Here is an 18127-nt window from a genome sequence, read left to right on the forward strand (position 1 = left end):
CTTAGGATTTCATGATTAAAAATCAAAAGGACATGTATGTTGAAAAAAATAATAGCCTCAGGGTTTTGTGCGCTGTTTACCGTAAATGTATTTGCTATGGTAGATCCTTATGCCCCAGTGTTACCCCAGGTTTGGTCCTCAATCATTATCGTAAGTGGGGGACCTGCGTGGTCTAATCCAGGGAAAGATCAATATCTTTATCCTTTTCCGCCCCCGCAGAACAACTTATATCTAGCTGACTCGAAATCCGATTGGTTAGGATCGGGTGAATTGTTTTTTGGACTACAGCATTTTATTGGTGCAAGCAATGTTATTGCTCAATTTGGACTCGGGGTGGCCGCAGCCAGTGATGCGAGTCTTTCAGGAACAGTTTCTGTTGATGGTGTTCCCGATGTTTATACCTATAGCTATAAGGTAAGTCATGTGCGGGCGGAGTTTAAAGGGAAACTTATTGCTTGCGGGTTCCAAGCAGTTCAGCCTTATTTAAGTGGTAGTTTTGGTGTGGGTTGGAACCATGCTCATGATTGGTTTCCTACTACAATCGATCCAGTTCTGTATCCTACCTACTGGTTTGACACTGCCAGTACGGTTGCTTTTTCCTATACTGTTGGGTTAGGCGTGCAAAAAATGTTAACCCCTAACTGGCAAGTAGGTGTAGGCGCTGAATTTGCAGATTGGGGTAAAAATTATTTAGGTGATGATGGTGCGACCTTAGACCAAGGCCCCGGTATGCCCCATTTATATACTGCAGAATTATTGTTCAGTGTGGGTTATATGTTTTAAGTAGCTGTGGTGTAAAGAATTCCTCTTTGCAAACAGCGGCCTCTAGATCACATCTGCGTCTACGCCCCGCGACTTTGTCCGCGGGGTCCAGTGTTTTAGGGTAGATCTTCTGGATCCCACGGACAAAGCCGCGGGACGTCGGAATAGAGATGGGCTGGTTTTTCAGCGATGTGTAGAAAATTTAGTTGCAAGCACCCAGGCTACGCCTCTATTTGATGTACCTGCGTAGGATCAAGGCTACGTTGGCGCCTCCAAAGGCAAAATGATTAGATAGTACGATATCAATAGCTTTTTTCCGTGCTTCATTAGGGACATAATCCAAGTCGCAGGCAGGATCTGGAGTTTCCAAGTTAATTGTAGGTAATAATAAATCATGCTGTAGACTCAGTGATGTGGAAATGACTTCCATTACCCCAGAGGCTCCTATGGCATGCCCAGTCATTGATTTTTGTGCGGTGACCGGGATTTCATAGGCTCGTTCACCAAATATTGATTTAATCGTTTGTGTTTCAATTTTGTCATTTAATGGTGTTCCGGTACCATGAGCTTTGAGATATTGGATATCTCGCGATGATAATTTAGCGTCATCTAATGCCCCCTGAATCGCACGTTGCTGTCCTTCTGAAGAGGGGGCGGTAATATGAAATGCATCACAGCTGGACCCAAAACCAATAATTTCCGCAAAAATAGTGGCTCCTCGTGCTCGGGCGTGATTTAATTCTTCAAGAATTAAAATTCCGGCTCCTTCCGCCATCACCATCCCCTCACGATTCAGATCAAATGGACGGCAGGCTTTTGTTGGTGTCTCATTATTGGTTGCCATCACCTTTAATTTGCACCAAGCAGACATCATCGATTCCCAAAGAGGTGCTTCTGTACCGCCACAGACAGCAGTGGAAAGTCGACCATGAGCGATTTGTTGGTAAGCTGTTCCTATGGCATCTGCCGAGGAAACACATGCATTCGAAATCGTCGAATTGGGTCCACCCAGGCCAAATCCGATGGCAATAAAATTGGCAATGGAGTTAGACATTCCTCGAATAACCGTCAGAGGTTGCATTTTTTTCCAATTATCATCAAAGAAAAATTTATAACTGCTTTCTGATTCGGGATATCCACCCATTCCAGTTCCTATGAAAGTCCCTGTTTTGCTGAGTTCCTGAGGAGTAAGTCCAGATTGTTCTATGGCATTATGTGTACAATAGAGTGCGAATTGAGCGACCCGTGGATAACGTTTATTTTTATTAAGCTCCGGAAGATGCTCCAGTGAAAAATCCGTGATTTCCCCTGCTATTTGTGTTGGGTACAAGGAAGGATCATAGCTCTGAATGCGTTTTATTCCACAGTGCCCTTGTTTTGCCGCTTCCCAGAATTTGTTTAAACTTGTTCCTATGGAAGAGGTTATTTCCATGCCGGTTATAACAACCCTTTTTTTCATCAATGATCCCTTTTAATTTTTTAAATGTGAGACGTCTTTTATGTAAGCTGAACGAACGATTTTGAGAAAAAAAGTTGTTACGGCTTTTTTAGGACAATACTAAAGGCGGGGTTTAAATTCTGTCAAGCTCTATATGAAGAGGTTTTATTTTAAGGAAATGGTTACTCACACTGTCATTAAGTGTCGTTCCCGCGAAGATGGGAATCGATTTTTTTTGTAGTATTGAGCGATTTTCGAGAAATGGATTCCCGCCTTCAGCGGGAACGACAGTTTTATTAACTTAATGGTTGTGATGATTACTCAGCGCAGCCAATATAATCTGTTTTTCTGGGACAGCAGAGTTTCAGTTCTGCTCACCACATCGATATAAAAGGTACCTCGAGTAGCGAAGACATATCAATGTTTGTTTTTTGGTTTAATTCGTTTTTGCAATTCGAAGAGGTTAATTTCCCAGTAATCACATGAATTTTGAGTTAGAAAACCTAGGCGGGTATATAGATTAAGCGCTTTTTGATTGTGTGTTTCTACATCAAGATTCAGATCGGGTTTCCCCTCGCTTAAAGCATAATTAATACAATGAGAAATCAAGGCTGTCCCCAATCCTTTACCTTGGCGAATTGGTAAAACGGCAATATCAGAAAGCGTTGCACCATGGTTTTCCCAGCGAATGTGTGCTTTTCCTACAAGGTGATTATCTTCAAAGGCCAGTATTATTTGATAGGTTCTATCACTAAGAATGTGTTCAAAACGAGGAACTAATTCTGCTTGGGTTTTGAAGAAACAGGCTTCATCTAAGACGCAAAGCAATGGAATATCTTTTTCTGTTGCAGTGCGGTATGTTAGATTTTTTTTGTAATCCAGTAATGGGTTTAAATCATGTCGCTCCATATAGTATTCACTATGCAGATACGAAAAACCAAGCTCAGTTAACCACGGACTATTTATATGAGCAGGATTAGAAAAAATCAATTTTTGAAAACCTTGTTCTTGCACAAGCGGTAATATATTGTGAAGCAATTTTTTGGCTATGCCTTTCCGACGATAATTTGGGTGAACAAGTAGAGAAACTTCAACTGCATCTTCGTAAAAGAAAAAAACACTCAGAAAGCCGACTAATTTTTTTTTGTCATAGTTCAGCACGAGCGTAGGTAAATTTCTTTTTTGTATGAGCAAGTGAGTGTATAAATTGGGTACACTGCCGTCATTTTTTTTGCATGCGGTTTTTAAATATTCTAGATCTTTGAGCTGATCTTTATTAAGTTGATTTGTTTTACTAAGCATAATTGATAATAAATTATTATTCATTTTTGTAAAGAATAGCTTGTTTTGGATTAATTTGCTCTAATTACAGCCTAATTTATTAAAAATGTAAGTTTAAGACCGCAACAATAATTTCCAAAATAATTAAGACGATAATGATAATCTCCAAGTTATGGCCATGTCGATTATCTAAGTAACCATTAAACATATCAAAAATTTCATTTAGAGTATCGAGTCGATGATTAATCGCATTGACGCGTCTTTGAATATGTAGGTAACGTTCCAACATGGTAAAATGTTCTTCTAAGGTTGGATGTTGCCAAAAATATTTAGGGTGATAAAGGAAATTACTAATTAAATTCAGTTCACTTTTAGCACCAAGGATTTCCCCTATAATTTGTTGTATTTGAGTACGGCTAATTTCCATTTCACCGGTATGCGAAAGCGTTTGAATCGTAGGATTATATTTATCGATTAGCGCATCAATAATGGTTTCAAAATATTGTAATTTGACGGATTGAGAAAACCCGTAAGAGAGACTGAGTTTGAGTTCATCACTCTCATCCTCTATAGTCAGGCAGTCCACATCGAAAAAATCATGTGGTTCTATCGTAGTTTTATCACTGAATTGATAATGAAATTCATCATGCACCAAAAGTGTGACCGGTTTATCAATCAGCTGCTTAATGGTGTTTAGATAGTCATTAATCTGATAACGTTTGATCCCCCATGAAACCACTGTGCCATTTTTAAAAATGAATATTGTATGGTCTTTGTTGTGGTTTGCACTTAACTTTAGAACATCTCGAGTTTTCAATGAGGTAAAGTCAGTTGAAGCATTTTTAAAATGACTGTCGACACGTGATAAATCAATTGATTTGGCAATACAAAAACTTAAGCATTCCATGATGGTAGTAACCCGCGAATAAAAGCTATTTTCTATGATGAAAATAGATACATATGCTGTATCTAATAATCGAATTTAAGATCAGATACAGCATTTTACAAATATATAATAATTATCTCAACTTTAACTATTATACATCATTCTGCAGTTTCACGAGCTTGATAAGTTTTTTTTCGGTCGGTTGCCCCACATAACCATTTCGGACAAACTTCTAAAATCTCGGCGATCCTATTAAGTTGTTCTGCTGCTGGAAGTATGTGGCCAAAGATTAAAGAGTTAGCTAAATGACGTGAAATACCGAATACTTTAGCTACGGCTTTGACTTTCTCGGTTAATTCCTCTGGAAAGTCCAATGAAGCCAACTCGCGATTGAAGCGTTGCGAAAATACTTTACTGTTCATTTTCTCACTCCATGAAAAAATAATGTTCAGCATCATGCTGAACAATCCTAGATAATACCCGTCAATCCTTGATTCAGGTAAGAGAGAGTTATAACTCATTTTTTTTTAATCGCAAAGACTTTTTTGGCATGAAATCAAATAGTTATTATTTACTTGCCATTATGGTAATTAGTTGATCAACGATTGTTAAAATCCGCAACAATTCATAGAAATAGTGCAGTGAGTCACAAATAAAGTAGAGCGATAAAAATATAAGCAGGAAAATTTTATGGTATAATATTTATACGATATGATAAAAAATAATTCCACCCCAGAAGAGAATAAAAAAATACATATCAGCAAAAATAAAAAGTATTTTTGAATGAGGTGTGGAATGGGAAATAGCTATAAAGACATTTATACTACATTAGGCTCTCGGTCCAAAGTCCAACAGCTTCATAGAGATGAAAGTTTTTCCGATCTAAACACCCTTAAATTAAGCTATCTGAATGAAGCATTTGCTGTTTATTGCGCAAGAAAATACCCTAATCATCCTGCGGAACAGATCCCTAAACATCCCACAAGCCTAAAAGCGTATCAATCATTTACTAAGAACAACCCTGATTTTATTAATTACAATAGGGCTGCTCTTCTTTTATACCAAGAAAAATTAGATGCCATGGTAGTTGAATCCAGAAAGGATGCCGCTTTAGCAGAAGCCTGTAAGCTTGCATTAACCAGTTTAATTTCAAAGAACATTATAAAAATTAATTAAAACCAAATGGATGAAGTAATTTCATCTTTAGTAGAAAAAGCAAAAGAAACACCACAAGGAAACTATTCAGATACCAAAAATTGGCATACTTGCTTAGCTGCTTTTATTGTTACTAAAGGAAACTCAAAAAAAGCTAAGGTGGAAGAAGAAATAAATAAAACAATGCAAAAGGCCTTGGGTGCATTAGAACCTTATGCCAGCTATAGCACAGCAACCATAGAATATGACTTTGCCAAAGTAATAGAATACGCTTGTAAGCGATATGAAGATTTAAATCCTAATCCCAATAAGAAGAGGGTAGCTGATCTCTACGCAATAAGAGAAATCTTAAATAGTTATCGTAGTCCACAAAAGGTACCACCAGATAGAATTGATGAGGTGGTTAAAGAGATAGCAAGCCATTTCTTATCCTCAAGTTTTAGCAGAGGCTTTTCAAGCCGGTTTGAGATTTTAATAAAGCAGGCCATTGTTGATTTTTCTGCCAAACATCCACAAGGATTTAAGCAATATAAAGCTGAAAATGATAATAGAACATTACAAATAAAAACATGGTCTGATTTTGCTCCAGAAAATGAAGCAGGCAAAAAATTAGTATTAGCGGTACATGGATTGCAAGACAGCGTAAACACTTTTAATGTGGTTGCTAACCAGTATGTCAGAAGAGGTTATAAGGTTATAAGTTACGATCAGTCCGGCGCTGCTTTTGATGAGTCTCGCGGGAAAGAGGATTTAAATATTAAACAAATGCAATTAGATTTTTATAGCATGTTAGAAAAGGCCTATTCTGATCCCAATGTCGATGAAATAATCTTATTAGGCCACAGCCTAGGAGGTGCAGTTATTGCCAATGCATTAAATATGATCCATGAACTCAATGAAAATCCGCCTCCAAATTTGCCTAAAGATAAGATAAAAAAAATTCAGTTAGTAGCCCCAGCAGCTATGAAAAATCCACTGTTACAAATCATTGGTAATTTACCAACGATTAAATTTAATCCGAGTGACAAAGATGAGCATGCTCATCTAATAGGGCAACGAGGAATAAGACGAGAAGGCGGTGCTTCTGCGCTTTCATCTCTTTCAGATTTTATTTCTTTTGTAGCGAACGCTTTTAAAAACTTAACACGATATTTCGAAGAAGGGCATGCCAAAAATCCAATTCCAATAGAAATCCATTACTCCGAGACAGATGGGTTGGTAAACAAATCTAATTTTGAAGAAATTGAACGAAAAGCACCTAATTCAAAGCATAAAATTTATAAAAATCCTACAGGACAACATCATCTTCATGCAGCACCAGATTCAACTATAGTAAATGGTCTTGAACCTGAGGATGATATGCACATAGGCTTCAACTAAATTTTATGAGAGACCAAAACCAACGGGTGATTCATCTTTATCCTCCTCAAACGTATCCTCAACTTTAATAAAGGGAACTCTAAAATAGGATAAGGTATTTTTTGGAGTCAATGAAGCTTTTTGGAACAACCTATTTGTTCTTTGGTATTCATTACCAAGAGAAAACCCAAACACATTAAAAATATTAAAAATTACTGCAAGGAAGTTGTAAACAGCAGATTTAAATCGCACATCACTTGCGATGGCGGTTTGATGTTCAGTGCAAATAAATTTTAGCTTTTTTTCAAATGCTGAATGCTCGTACAATTGTTTCTCGGGCGATAAAGTAAAATATTGATTAACTGATGCGGTTAGTTTTGCTAGAGCACTTTCTAATTCTGTAACATAAGGATTATTATTAACTTTTAATTGTTGGATTGTTTTTTGTATTAGCTCTAGTTTTTCCCGCGCGAGTTTTTCCGGATTAATTACATGTTCTTTTAAATACCAGTTATAAGTGATTGTGAGTACATGAAATGCGTATGCTTTATGCCCCTGATCCAACATCGATAATTCATGAGAAAACGAATCCAATACTTTTCCAAGATAAGGATGTACTTTAATTCCACGAGCTGCAACATGTACCATTTTATCGATAGAGTTCATAAATTTATCGGGTTCAATGCTATTATTGCATTTCACAGCATGATCATATATTGCAAAAGCAGATGCGGTTAGATTTTTTTTATGCTTTCTATCATAGGGGTTTTGCAAATAATATATTAATGCAGTTCTAAAATTTTGGATTAACTCTTTAGACATTCATCGCACAGTTAGTTTTTATTTGGGCAATTGTACCAAATAGTTTTTATTTGGTTAATAAAAAATGCAAGTAGGCCAAAAAGAGACTGCCCGCTTAAGAGCTAGGCGCTCTATCTAATTTATCGATAGTTCAACAATTCTAGAACCATTTAAATAAGCTGTTTTCGAGCAAAATGAGAATTAATTTATAAATTTTTACACTATTCGTATGAAATAGGGTATAATGACGGACTGAAATTGATCAGAGTAGTTGTTTTATTTTTAGACAATCTCTTGTTTTCTTGTTCTTTGCAGTGGTTTAAGGAGAATAAAATCATTACAAAGAATATTTATTTCAAATTAGGAGTTAAAACAGAATGATGAAAGTAGCCTCGGTAATATTGGGTTTGGTTTTAACTGGTTATGCTTTTGCAGACAATCCTAAAGAAATAGCAACTCATAAAGTGACACTTGCTGGTTTGCAACCTGGTGAAGGTCGTTTTATTCGTAGTGATGTATTCGAGAATGACAAGTTCCAATCCGGTTCTTATTTTTGTGCAGGCGCAGATAGCGTTTTGTACGATATGCAGTATGTTTTTTCAAAAAGCTATGAGCCATTTCACTCAGAACATTTAATTAAATTTTCAATATGCCAAGACGAAACCATGGCTCAATGCCAAGAGTTTGCTGCCGATAAATATTCTACCTTTAGAAACTTAGATGGTTATTTGCAAAATAATAGTACCAAATCAACTGTGGATGTTTCTCCATTAAAAGTTGTGTATCAATCTTGTGAACCTAGCGCTGACATGGATGAATTGGTTAAAAAATCAATTTATGAAAATGATCGCCGTTTTTCACATGTAGGGTAATGCCCCTTCTTTAGTTTGAAGTGTAACTCGGGAATTTCGAATGGATTACGATTTTCGGGTTGCGCTTCGATCAGGCTTTTTGTTTTTGCGTCAATTGAATTCAAATCCCATTTGTTAAATTTTTGCAAAACTCATCCATTTGTTGCCTGAAATTTATGTATCAGTGGTTAAATAACGTCCACTTTAAAAAGTATCCATGTATTAATTTGGAGGTACAGTGAATGAAAAAAATGAAAGTATTAGGAAGCTGTTTATTATTAATGCTTGCATTGGATGCGTACTCCTACCAAACTCGGGAAAGTAAAATTTACAATGATAAAGGTCAACTTGTTCATATAGATGGTCTATCATGGTCTGGATTTCAGGACACCAATGTTTTTCAAGGCTTACAGAGCAATCCTTTTTATGCAATTCCCTCGTTGAGTTCCAGCCCAAGAGCTTATGGAATGATGAATTTGATCAGCAAGCCATGGGAGTTCCCAAGTTCAGGCGTAGATAGAAATTCGGGGGTGAGTTTTAAAACCGTACGATTACCCATACAGCCTGAAGTTCTTTATGATGATCAACATGAGGTTGATTTGAATAAGTGGCTTTCAGATAAAGCAGCCCCCAGCGCAGGTAATGGTTTATTTTGTAAAACATGGCAAAGTAATGGAAGTGCTTGTGAAAAAGCAGTGAGCCCGAAACAAGCGTTCTGGACTGTTTTACAGGAGTTAAAAAAGAAGAATATCCGGGTAATGATTGACATCCATCATCGTCACGGCTATGGCGATGCAATGCGAGATGGCACGGTATACGATATGAATCGATACGAACAAGATATTTCTCTTTTAGCTACAGAAATTAAAAAGCGTAACTTAGATAATGTATTGGGCATTGATATTTTTAATGAACCTTATCGTTTAAATTGGTTTAAAACGCATGACTCGCAAGTACCATGGACAAAAGTCATAGCAACAGCTGCCAATGCAGTTCAAAAAAACAACTCTAATTTGTTGCTCTTTGTGGAAGGCCCTGATTCAGGAAATGATGATTCAAACAACCCTGTAATTTGTGTCCCTAAATCAAAGATCGTGAATGATAATGGATACAGTCACTCGCCTGATCCCGCTTTATGTGGCGCGTCAGATCGGATGTTCTTTAAAGGGAATTGGGGAGAAGATTTCAAGCCTTTACTCAATGAAAAACAGGCTAAAAATGGAGTAGCAGTATTTGATAAGGACAAATTTAAAAAAGAATTAGTGAGCCAAGGAATTAATCAGACTGCTTTGCAGTGGTTGCTGGGTGATGCACAAGCGCAAAACAGTCATATCGTTTTTTCACCGCATGTGTATCCTGCTGAGGTCGCTGGTTGGGAAACTGCACCCGGAATTCCAAGCCAATTACGTTTCGACTGGTCATGGGGATTTTTATCCAAAGCAGGTTATCCGGTTGTGCTTGGTGAGGCCTCATGGAAAACTGCAAAAGGTAAGGCATTTTTTACCAATTCAGTTATGCCTTATTTGCAAGCGAACATGGAAACCAACAACATCTTCTTCTGGGCGATTGGTTATCTTGGGGATACGGTAAGCGCTATCGATCCTAATTCTGGTGAGCTCAATTTGGATGTGCAACAAACATTAAAAAATTACTTTGATGATGTTTAAAGACAGTATCTAGAAGGGATTCACGACCACACGTTATCCTGAGGAGTTTACAACGAAGGATCTCCGGATTTTACTCATACCCATCTTCTGGAGCCCCCTCACTGCATTCAGGATGACGTATCCTCCGTTAGGATTATGCAGCTACAGTCAACAGCCCCTTACTCACTCCCTACACAATGATGGCAGCTAAATAGATTTTGGGGACGTATTTGTGTTTTATTTGCAGTAATTTAGGATAATTGCTTACCCATAAAGTCGGTTGTCAATTTTTAATAAAATAATCTGCTTCATTCGGATAAGTACCCGAGTCAGGACTTAGGGCTTGTAGTAATGCCATAGCCTTATTGGCTTGCTTTATTGCCAAATTGTAATTCTTATCCCGCACCAACTTCGCTTACTCAGAATATCATGTAACTTGTTTCCAGGTTTCACAGTGGCTTTATATTCCATGCCAGACACTGCCATTCCTCAGATGGCTCGTTGTTTTCAAAGACACACAATCCGCCTGTTGCGACTTTGATCCCATATTGCGCACTGAATGTTGCAAAGTCACCAGTTAAATAAGGTGCGAAGCGGGCAATCCCATTGCTGGTAACTACCAAACATGTTTTTCCAGGGTATTCTTTACGAATACGTATCGAAAAATCCAGCCAATTCTGAATCAGTAGCGAAGGATCGACTTTCCAACCTTCAGGCACTATGGCCTGGGCTTCCCATGCATTAATTGCTTCTTTTCCTAGACGCGCAACAACCTTTTCTTCGGGTTGATTTTCATCAGGCCCATAATCGATTTCATTGAAAATGGCCAGTGTTTCAATCGGCAAATTGGTCCCCATAGTACTTTGGGCTTGCTGTGCTGTTTGTATGGCTCGTTTGAGCTTTGAGGTGAAGATGACATCAGGAATAAGCCCATTATTTTGGAGGTAGTTGCCTAGTAAGCGTCCTTGATTCAAGCCACTATCTACGAGCGGCAAATCAGTAGTTCCTACTCTACGAACAATATCGCCAGGTGCAAAAGTATTTCCATGGCGTGCAACCAGTAATCGGGTCGTCATCGTTACATCCTCTCTAATAGTTCACCGTGTTGGGCAATCAATGCCTCAGCACGTACTACATCTTCTGGACTATCAATACCTGACATACTGGCACGACCTTTATAGTCAACGGGAATGCAACGAAGAGTATAACCATTTTCCAAGATACGTAATTGCTCTAACCCTTCCATTTTTTCAAATTTACTTTCTGGCAAGCTCAGGTATTGTTCGAGCATATCTCGCGAATAACCGTATAAACCAATATGACGAAATACAGGACTCTTATCATCTTTTTGACGTAATTCATTTTCTTTGCGTATGGCTGGAATGATATTTTTACTAAACCAAAAAGCGTTGCCAGTTTTTTCATCGAATACGGCTGTAGTACCACTAAAGGGAGTGGTCAATTTATTTTGGCGCAAATCGTCCAGTTGTTTCCAGGTTAATTGGGTTACGGGAGTGACGACGTCACAAGGAGAAGTGGCAAAAGCATCAATTAGGGCACGTAAGAAATCTGGCGGCGTTAAAGGGGCATCCCCCTGCATATTTAAAATGAAATCGGGTTGGTTCTTCATGGACCGGATTGCTTCGGCTACACGATCCGTTCCACTGGGGGCTTCAGGTGAAGTCATTACTGATGCAACACCCAGTTGATTACAATGTTGGACAATTCGTTCATCGTCGGTTGCTACGACTACAGACACATTTTCTAATCCTTCAGCAGCAGCATGTGATAAGCGGACTACACGTTGCAACATCGTTTGCCCTTGAATCATTGCCAGAGGTTTTCCTGGTAAACGAGTTGAAGCATAACGAGCAGGAATTACAATGGCAGTATGCATGGCAAAAATTATTCCAATAAAAAGGCCAATAATAGCCTAAATATTTGAGGGTTACTATAGTAGAATAATTTCACAATAATTTGGGTAAAAAACACATTCTGAGCCCTTCAGACAAGCCATAGGATGTAGAGGAATTGAATTTTCCCGGCTTATTGATCGTAGTTTTACACACTGGATTTTAGATAAGGACATTGGCATGAAAAAATTAAATCTCTTCACAGCAGGGTTAATGTTACTTGGGGCAACAAGTGCTATTGCAGACGAGCACTCCTTGGCGAAACTAACTGATTTGGCAGGGGCATCTGGTTTTGAGAAGTCTGTTCGCGATGCGGTAAAGCAACAATGGCAGCCATCCATGAACAGTATTACTGTAGATGGAATGGGTAATTTAATTGGCCAATATAAAGGAAATCAGAAAGGTCCTAATGTCTTGTTAATGGCACATATGGATGAAGTAGGATATATGATTGAATCAATTACTGCAGATGGTTTTATAAAAGTTATTCCATTGGGCGGCATACCTTCTTCAGTAATTTTTGCACAACGTTGGATGATATCCACGCCTAATGGACCTATTTTAGCTTATTCAGGAATGGACTCGACGCATCTTATTGATGAAGCCAAGAAAAATCAGTTGCCCTCGGGGAGTGCAATATTTCTTGATATCGGTGCAGAAACCAAAGAGCAGGCTGAAACAAAATTTAATGTGCGTCCAGGATTGCAAGTTACTCCTGCGAGTCAATTTAGTCCATTAAGTGAAAACCGCTTTTTAGCAAAAGCGCTCGACGATCGCTTGGGACTTGCGCTTATCGGAGATGTTCTTGACTCCATAAAAAATCAGGATAAATCCAATCAACTCTATGCTGCGGCAACGGTTCAGGAAGAGGTTGGTCTACGTGGCGCAAGTACGGTATATCACAGCACTCATCCAGATATTACAATTAATGTTGAAGTAGGTATTGCGGATGATTATCCTGCTTTAATTGCAAAACGCAAAGGTCGAATTGCCTTGGGTAAAGGTCCTACTTTATTTGTCTATGATCGCTCGATGATTCCTCATCAAGAACTACTTAACTGGGTTTTAGATTTAGCAAAAAAAAATAATATTCAAGTGCAACTGGAATCAGAAATTGGTTATGGTCAGGATGGATCAAAAGTTCAAGGTTCGGGTTCAGGTGTTCCCAGTATCAACATAGGAGTTCCTATTCGCTATGCACATCAACAAGCTGGGATGTTTGATAAACGTGATTATGAACAAGCAGTTAAATTAGTCAGTCTTATAGTGACCCATCTCAATCAACACGTAGTGGATCAAATTAAACAAGGTTAATGGATTTTTTTGCCCTTGGTGAAGCAAAAGCGACACCTAGGGGTCTTGCGCTTATAGATTTTGCAATTAGTCTGATTACGGTTGTGCAGCAATCATTTTTTCTTTGCATTGCTGCAAATAATATTGTGCTGGTGAGTCCTTTGGATTATTTATTACGATTTGCTCAAAAAGATTTGCTGCATCAGCAAATTGTTTTGCGTCATAATGCATTAATGCATTCGTAAAAAGAGTACTCGAATCCTTTTTCAATTGCATTTCGCTTACTGGGTTATGATTAAAAACTTCATAAATTTTTATAGGCAAGCTTTTACCTTTCACCTGTGTTAAACCTAAGCTCCGTAAATTGTATTTTTCTTTTTGTTTTAATTCTTCATAGGTTTGTTCACCAATGACGAGTTCAATATTAAAATTTCTAGTTAATGTTTCAAGTCGAGAAGCAATATTGACAGCATCACTAATTACACTGCAATCCATCCGTTTTTCAAAACCAACGGTACCTACAATCAAATTACCGGTGTTTATCCCAATTCCTACGTTAATGGGTTTCAGGTTATCGCGAATACGTGCGGCATTAAAATCATCTAAAGCATCTAACATGTCCAATGCCGCAGTCACAGCATCATCAGCATTATTGAATAATGCCATAATGGCATCACCAATATATTTATCTATAAGACCAGAATTTTTTAAAATAGCAGGATCTAAATAACTCATTAGTTCGTTAAAAACAGTGAAAATTTCAACAGGAGATAAGCGTTCAGCGAGGGAGGTAAACGATTTTATATCTAAAAATAGAACGGTCATTACTTTTTCAACACAATCGCCGAGTTTGATATCCGAAATATTTTTACGATTCAGAACCTTAAGGAAATCTTGAGGGACAAAGCGTGCTACCGCAACCGCATTTTGTTGAATTTCGACTAACTTATTAATCAATTCTTCATTTAGGGCTTTGACCCTTTGTTCAGCAATCTGTAAGTCTTGAAAGTACGAATTGGTTCGCACCATATAACGGACTCGATATCCTAATAACGTTGGATTAATTGGTTTGGTTGTAAAGTCGGTAGCTCCGGCCTGAAAGGCTTTATTAATGGATTCATAGTCTTCTAAACCAGTGACCATCATAATGGGAAGGAAAAGACAATCAGGTAATTTTCGAATCGCTGCACAGACTTCAAAACCATTCAGACCCGGCATTTCTACATCCAGCAAAATAGCATCCGGTTTAGAGGTTTTAAGTAGCGATAATGCGGCTTCTCCATGCTCAGCTTGAATGACTTCAAAACCCACTTTGATTAATGCATTGCAGGTAATCAAGCGCATAGTGGCACTGTCATCCACAACCAAGATCACTGGATTTTCTTTTTCCATAAAAGAGCTACTCATGTTTTGTCGGACAAATTTTGGTTAAATAACTTGCAATCTGCTCTAATCCAATGACCTGGTCTACAGCATTCAAAGACTGAGCCACAGCGCCCATTCCAAAAACGATGGAGCTCTCCTGATTTTGAATCAAGGTATGCCCATGAGCTTTTTTTAATTCCAATAAACCCTCTGAGCCATCATCACTCATTCCAGTTAATAGGATTCCAATCGCTTTGTTCCCAGAAACTTTAGCAATGGAGTGCAGCAATCGGGTAATTGAAGGACAAAAACCAGAAACTGGAGGTCCATCAACTAATTTACATACTAATTGTTCATGTACACGTTCAATTTCCATATGCTTGTGTTCCGGAGCTACATACACGGTTCCTTTTTGTAATGGTTCATAATTTACTGCATTTTTTACTTTAAGATGCGTATTTTCTTCAAGCCATTGTGCAAATCCTCGAATAAAGCCTGGACTCATATGTTGAACAATCATGATAGGTAATGGGAAATCAGGGCCTAATTGCGAGAGGATTGTCTTTAATGCCATAGGGCCGCCAACAGAAGCGCCTATTCCTATAATTTCATAATTAGCATGTTCTGTTTGATGCTTTTTGCTTTCATCAAGAGGCAAATGTTTTTTTAACGGTTTTTTGACTACACGAATATCAGAGAGACTTCGTAGGGTATCAACAATGTGTGCTCTGCTTTCTTCAAAAGCAGGAGAGAATACATTAACGGGTTTTGCTAATGCAGTTAACGCACCTGCTTCAAGGATATGGAATGTGGCGGCGAGCGACTCATCATTCACCATGGAGCTGATCACTACTATCGGTGTCGGATTTTGGGCCATAATAATGCGTGTGGCTTCGAGTCCATCCATAATAGGCATTTGAATATCCATCGTAATGAGATCGGGATTTAATGTGGCTGTCAAATCAATTGCTTCTCTACCATTTTTTGCAATACCAATGACTTCCATATCTTTTTCAGATTCTATGATGTGTTGAATTAATGCAGCTTCGGTTGGTGAGTCATCAACAATTAAAATTTTTATCATGGATAATAGTTCACTATAACAGCATTTTTTTAATGATCTCCGCGGAGTTTAATACGAAATTAATTTGATTGCTTCCTGTTAAAGTAGCTCCAATGACACAAGGGATATTTGTTAATGGTTCTTGCAACGGCTTGAGTACAATTTCCCTTTCACCAATAATTTCGTCGACAAGTAAGGCAATACGGTCCCCATTTTTTTTGATTACCACAACAGAGATATGTTCTTTTGTATTTTGTTTCTTTTCATCAAGATGCAGTACCTTAGACAAAGAGCATAACAAAACTGGTTGTTCTTTGACAAGAACACTTGGGCTTCCCTCTACAATCATAACTTCATGTTGCTTTAATAGCATGACTGTTTCTACAGAGTTGGTAAGAATTACAAATATTTGATCGTTACAATTAATGGTTAATCCACGCTCCGTAGCTAGAGTGAGTGGCACTCTCAGAAAAAAAACGGTTCCTTTTCCAGACTGGCTTTCGATACTGACCTGGCCTTTTAATCGAAGCAAATTGGAGCGTACGACGTCCAAACCTACGCCCCGCCCTGAAATATCAGTGGCAATTTCTCGAGTGGAAAAACCCGGTCGAAAAATGAGCTCATAAATATCTTCTTTTTTCATATTTTCAAGCTCAGATTGGGTAATTATTTTCTTTTGCAGCGCAATGCGAATCACTTCATCAGTGTTAATCCCGGCACCATCATCAATAATTTTGAACACAATCTGATTGTCTTCCTGATTGACATTGATGCGAATATTACCTTGAGGTGATTTACCTGCAGCGGTACGGACTTCGGTTTTTTCTATACCGTGGTCGATTGCATTACGCAAAAGATGCACGAGCGGATCCTTCAAGCCATCGAGAATCATTTTATCAATTTTTACATCGTTAGTATTTATTTCAAGATTGACTTGTTTATTCAATTCAAGGGCTAAATCACGCACGATTCGCGGTAGATAACTTAATTGAGTGGTTACCGGAATAAGTCGCAAAGTGCGAATTTCATCCTGAAGTGCATTTAATAAAATGGATAATTCACTCACAGGGATTCGCAACTCTCTTTGCATTAAGCGAGTTGAATTATGGATTTCGGATAACTCAATAAAACTTGTAGAAAACAAAGAGACCCCTGGTTCTTCTTCCTCTTGAGTAAGAACTTTTAAATTAGTCTTATTTTTTTTCCATGATTGGACCAGATGCTCGATTTTAAAATTAATCTTAGTTAATTTGTTGTAATATTCTTCGATGGCAATTTTAATGGCTTGAATTTCTTCTGTATAAACCGAAACACGATCTAAATTTTGCAAAGAAACACGGATTGATTCAAATTCGCTTGTTTTTACTGGTCCCTCTTGAGTTGTAGGCGTTTTGTTAACTGTTGAAGGTTCAGTACCTGATTCAGAGTATGGCATTTCTTCAGGGGATAATTCAGTATGATGTTCGAGTTGCAATAAATGATTTTTTAAATCGAAAGATAGTGGCTTTTGCTCACTGAAACATTGCATGGCTTCATTCATGTAATCAATCGATTGTAGACAAAGATTAATCAGGCCCGGAGAAATTGTTATACTCTTTTTTTGGATTGCGGCAAATAACGTTTCTATATGATGTGCAATCTCACCTACATCAAGAGCCCCTATACCCCGCGAAGAACCTTTGATGTTATGAGCAATACGAAAAATTTCTTCCAGTACACTCTGGAACTCCTGATCGGACAGAGTTCCTTTTTCAAGTTGCAGTAAGCCATCAGTAATGGTGATTAAATTTTCCTGGAGTTCCACTTTGAATGTTTCAACCAGTTTTTTTATAAATTCATTATCTAATGCTTTTGGCGTAGGTTTTTCTGCAAGAACAATGGGCTCAGTTGAGGTGGATTGTTCCTCTATACTTTGAATTTCTTCGGTTTTCTCCACATAGGTTATAGCGTGTTGTAACTGATACAACAATGCATGATGATCCTCAGAAAGTGGTTTTTTTTCTATATAATCATGAAGAATTCCACGCATTCCTTCCACAGCGTGAAAACCTAAATTAATTATTTCAAATGATACGTTCTGAGACGGTTCAAACAGTTTTTCAATGTACTCAGCCACTTTCCCCAGATCATCGATGCCAACAGAAAATGCAGAAACTTTAATATTTCGTCCTGCGCGGGAAATTTCTTCCATCATAGGGCTTAAATCACTAGACTCACTATGTTCGATTTTTTTTAAATGATCGGTGATGAGTGTCAGTAATGATTCAAGTTCTGCACTAAATGTCGCCAGTAATTGATCGTCTGGAGTCATATG

General features: G+C 38.0%; 16 protein-coding genes and 1 pseudogene. 6 read left to right on the forward strand and 11 right to left on the reverse strand.

Annotation, left to right across the window (positions count from 1 at the left end; translation table 11 throughout):
* Window positions 1-36 precede the first annotated feature (36 nt).
* Window positions 37-783, forward strand: coding sequence for an outer membrane protein (locus ACWTEW_RS10490; RefSeq protein WP_454781623.1), 747 nt, complete (start codon window positions 37-39; stop codon window positions 781-783).
* A gap of 208 nt (window positions 784-991) precedes the next feature.
* On the opposite strand, the gene ACWTEW_RS10495 is transcribed toward ACWTEW_RS10490, so the two are convergent.
* The 4 genes from ACWTEW_RS10495 to ACWTEW_RS10510 form a co-directional block, all read right to left on the reverse strand.
* The gene (locus ACWTEW_RS10495) at window positions 992-2221 is read right to left on the reverse strand and encodes a beta-ketoacyl-[acyl-carrier-protein] synthase family protein (protein ID WP_454781624.1); all 1230 of its coding nucleotides are present in this window, start codon (window positions 2219-2221) and stop codon (window positions 992-994) included.
* Between the two features lie 396 nt (window positions 2222-2617).
* Entirely contained in the window at window positions 2618-3502 is an 885-nt protein-coding gene (locus ACWTEW_RS10500) for a GNAT family N-acetyltransferase (protein ID WP_454781625.1), read from the reverse strand.
* A gap of 79 nt (window positions 3503-3581) precedes the next feature.
* Window positions 3582-4388: an RMD1 family protein gene (locus ACWTEW_RS10505; protein WP_454781626.1), complete on the reverse strand. Its 807-nt coding sequence runs from the start codon at window positions 4386-4388 to the stop codon at window positions 3582-3584.
* A gap of 137 nt (window positions 4389-4525) precedes the next feature.
* On the reverse strand, window positions 4526-4789 hold the full coding sequence (locus ACWTEW_RS10510) for a hypothetical protein (RefSeq protein ID WP_454781627.1): 264 nt from the start codon (window positions 4787-4789) through the stop codon (window positions 4526-4528).
* A gap of 373 nt (window positions 4790-5162) precedes the next feature.
* Between ACWTEW_RS10510 and ACWTEW_RS10515 the strand changes: the two genes are divergently transcribed.
* The gene (locus tag ACWTEW_RS10515; protein WP_454781628.1) at window positions 5163-5543 is read left to right on the forward strand and encodes a hypothetical protein; all 381 of its coding nucleotides are present in this window, start codon (window positions 5163-5165) and stop codon (window positions 5541-5543) included.
* A 6-nt stretch (window positions 5544-5549) separates the two neighbouring features.
* Window positions 5550-6902 carry an alpha/beta hydrolase gene (locus tag ACWTEW_RS10520; protein ID WP_454781629.1) on the forward strand — a complete coding sequence of 451 codons (1353 nt, stop codon included), beginning with the start codon at window positions 5550-5552 and terminating at the stop codon, window positions 6900-6902.
* Window positions 6903-6905: 3 nt separating this feature from the next.
* Here the strand turns inward: ACWTEW_RS10520 and ACWTEW_RS10525 are convergent, their stop codons facing one another.
* Window positions 6906-7703 carry a hypothetical protein gene (locus ACWTEW_RS10525; RefSeq protein ID WP_454781630.1) on the reverse strand — a complete coding sequence of 266 codons (798 nt, stop codon included), beginning with the start codon at window positions 7701-7703 and terminating at the stop codon, window positions 6906-6908.
* A gap of 356 nt (window positions 7704-8059) precedes the next feature.
* Between ACWTEW_RS10525 and ACWTEW_RS10530 the strand changes: the two genes are divergently transcribed.
* Window positions 8060-8554: a hypothetical protein gene (locus tag ACWTEW_RS10530; protein WP_454781631.1), complete on the forward strand. Its 495-nt coding sequence runs from the start codon at window positions 8060-8062 to the stop codon at window positions 8552-8554.
* 221 nt (window positions 8555-8775) lie between these two features.
* Complete coding sequence (locus tag ACWTEW_RS10535; protein WP_454781632.1) at window positions 8776-10200, forward strand: cellulase family glycosylhydrolase; 1425 nt, start codon at window positions 8776-8778, stop codon at window positions 10198-10200.
* 158 nt (window positions 10201-10358) lie between these two features.
* Here ACWTEW_RS10535 and ACWTEW_RS10540 read toward each other — a convergent pair.
* The 3 genes and pseudogenes from ACWTEW_RS10540 to kdsB all read right to left on the reverse strand — a co-directional run.
* Window positions 10359-10555 (reverse strand): annotated as a pseudogene (locus ACWTEW_RS10540) (BBE domain-containing protein); the annotation flags it as partial.
* 73 nt (window positions 10556-10628) lie between these two features.
* Window positions 10629-11255 (reverse strand): histidine phosphatase family protein, encoded by a 627-nt coding sequence (locus ACWTEW_RS10545; RefSeq protein ID WP_454781633.1) that lies wholly within the window; start codon window positions 11253-11255, stop codon window positions 10629-10631.
* A gap of 2 nt (window positions 11256-11257) precedes the next feature.
* A complete protein-coding gene (gene kdsB / locus ACWTEW_RS10550; protein ID WP_454781634.1) occupies window positions 11258-12076 on the reverse strand; it encodes a 3-deoxy-manno-octulosonate cytidylyltransferase in 819 nt (272 codons plus the stop codon).
* Window positions 12077-12305: 229 nt separating this feature from the next.
* Between kdsB and ACWTEW_RS10555 the strand changes: the two genes are divergently transcribed.
* Window positions 12306-13406: a M42 family metallopeptidase gene (locus ACWTEW_RS10555; protein ID WP_454781715.1), complete on the forward strand. Its 1101-nt coding sequence runs from the start codon at window positions 12306-12308 to the stop codon at window positions 13404-13406.
* Window positions 13407-13481: 75 nt separating this feature from the next.
* Here ACWTEW_RS10555 and ACWTEW_RS10560 read toward each other — a convergent pair whose 3' ends face one another.
* Genes ACWTEW_RS10560 through ACWTEW_RS10570 form a run of 3 tightly spaced genes read right to left on the reverse strand, consistent with a single transcriptional unit; the run spans window position 13482 to window position 18124 of the window.
* Window positions 13482-14777 carry a response regulator gene (locus ACWTEW_RS10560; protein ID WP_454781635.1) on the reverse strand — a complete coding sequence of 432 codons (1296 nt, stop codon included), beginning with the start codon at window positions 14775-14777 and terminating at the stop codon, window positions 13482-13484.
* Window positions 14778-14784: 7 nt separating this feature from the next.
* Entirely contained in the window at window positions 14785-15834 is a 1050-nt protein-coding gene (cheB, locus tag ACWTEW_RS10565; RefSeq protein WP_454781636.1) for a chemotaxis-specific protein-glutamate methyltransferase CheB, read from the reverse strand.
* A gap of 13 nt (window positions 15835-15847) precedes the next feature.
* Window positions 15848-18124, reverse strand: a complete 2277-nt coding sequence (locus ACWTEW_RS10570) for a chemotaxis protein CheA (RefSeq protein WP_454781637.1) — start codon at window positions 18122-18124, stop codon at window positions 15848-15850.
* Window positions 18125-18127: the final 3 nt, after the last annotated feature.

The sequence above is a fragment of the Legionella stuttgartensis genome (assembly GCF_977063405.2).

What these genes read in the sequence shown, in the direction of transcription:
- ACWTEW_RS10515 (WP_454781628.1), top strand. Translation starts at nt 5,163, where the DNA reads ATGGGAAATAGCTATAAAGACATTTATACTACATTAGGCTCTCGGTCC.
- ACWTEW_RS10530 (WP_454781631.1), top strand. Translation starts at nt 8,060, where the DNA reads ATGATGAAAGTAGCCTCGGTAATATTGGGTTTGGTTTTAACTGGTTAT.
- ACWTEW_RS10545 (WP_454781633.1), bottom strand. Translation starts at nt 11,255, where the DNA reads ATGACGACCCGATTACTGGTTGCACGCCATGGAAATACTTTTGCACCT.
- kdsB (WP_454781634.1), bottom strand. Translation starts at nt 12,076, where the DNA reads ATGCATACTGCCATTGTAATTCCTGCTCGTTATGCTTCAACTCGTTTA.
- ACWTEW_RS10520 (WP_454781629.1), top strand. Translation starts at nt 5,550, where the DNA reads ATGGATGAAGTAATTTCATCTTTAGTAGAAAAAGCAAAAGAAACACCA.
- ACWTEW_RS10535 (WP_454781632.1), top strand. Translation starts at nt 8,776, where the DNA reads ATGAAAAAAATGAAAGTATTAGGAAGCTGTTTATTATTAATGCTTGCA.
- ACWTEW_RS10525 (WP_454781630.1), bottom strand. Translation starts at nt 7,703, where the DNA reads ATGTCTAAAGAGTTAATCCAAAATTTTAGAACTGCATTAATATATTAT.
- ACWTEW_RS10510 (WP_454781627.1), bottom strand. Translation starts at nt 4,789, where the DNA reads ATGAACAGTAAAGTATTTTCGCAACGCTTCAATCGCGAGTTGGCTTCA.
- ACWTEW_RS10560 (WP_454781635.1), bottom strand. Translation starts at nt 14,777, where the DNA reads ATGGAAAAAGAAAATCCAGTGATCTTGGTTGTGGATGACAGTGCCACT.
- ACWTEW_RS10495 (WP_454781624.1), bottom strand. Translation starts at nt 2,221, where the DNA reads ATGAAAAAAAGGGTTGTTATAACCGGCATGGAAATAACCTCTTCCATA.
- ACWTEW_RS10570 (WP_454781637.1), bottom strand. Translation starts at nt 18,124, where the DNA reads ATGACTCCAGACGATCAATTACTGGCGACATTTAGTGCAGAACTTGAA.
- cheB (WP_454781636.1), bottom strand. Translation starts at nt 15,834, where the DNA reads ATGATAAAAATTTTAATTGTTGATGACTCACCAACCGAAGCTGCATTA.
- ACWTEW_RS10505 (WP_454781626.1), bottom strand. Translation starts at nt 4,388, where the DNA reads ATGGAATGCTTAAGTTTTTGTATTGCCAAATCAATTGATTTATCACGT.
- ACWTEW_RS10490 (WP_454781623.1), top strand. Translation starts at nt 37, where the DNA reads ATGTTGAAAAAAATAATAGCCTCAGGGTTTTGTGCGCTGTTTACCGTA.
- ACWTEW_RS10500 (WP_454781625.1), bottom strand. Translation starts at nt 3,502, where the DNA reads ATGCTTAGTAAAACAAATCAACTTAATAAAGATCAGCTCAAAGATCTA.
- ACWTEW_RS10555 (WP_454781715.1), top strand. Translation starts at nt 12,306, where the DNA reads ATGTTACTTGGGGCAACAAGTGCTATTGCAGACGAGCACTCCTTGGCG.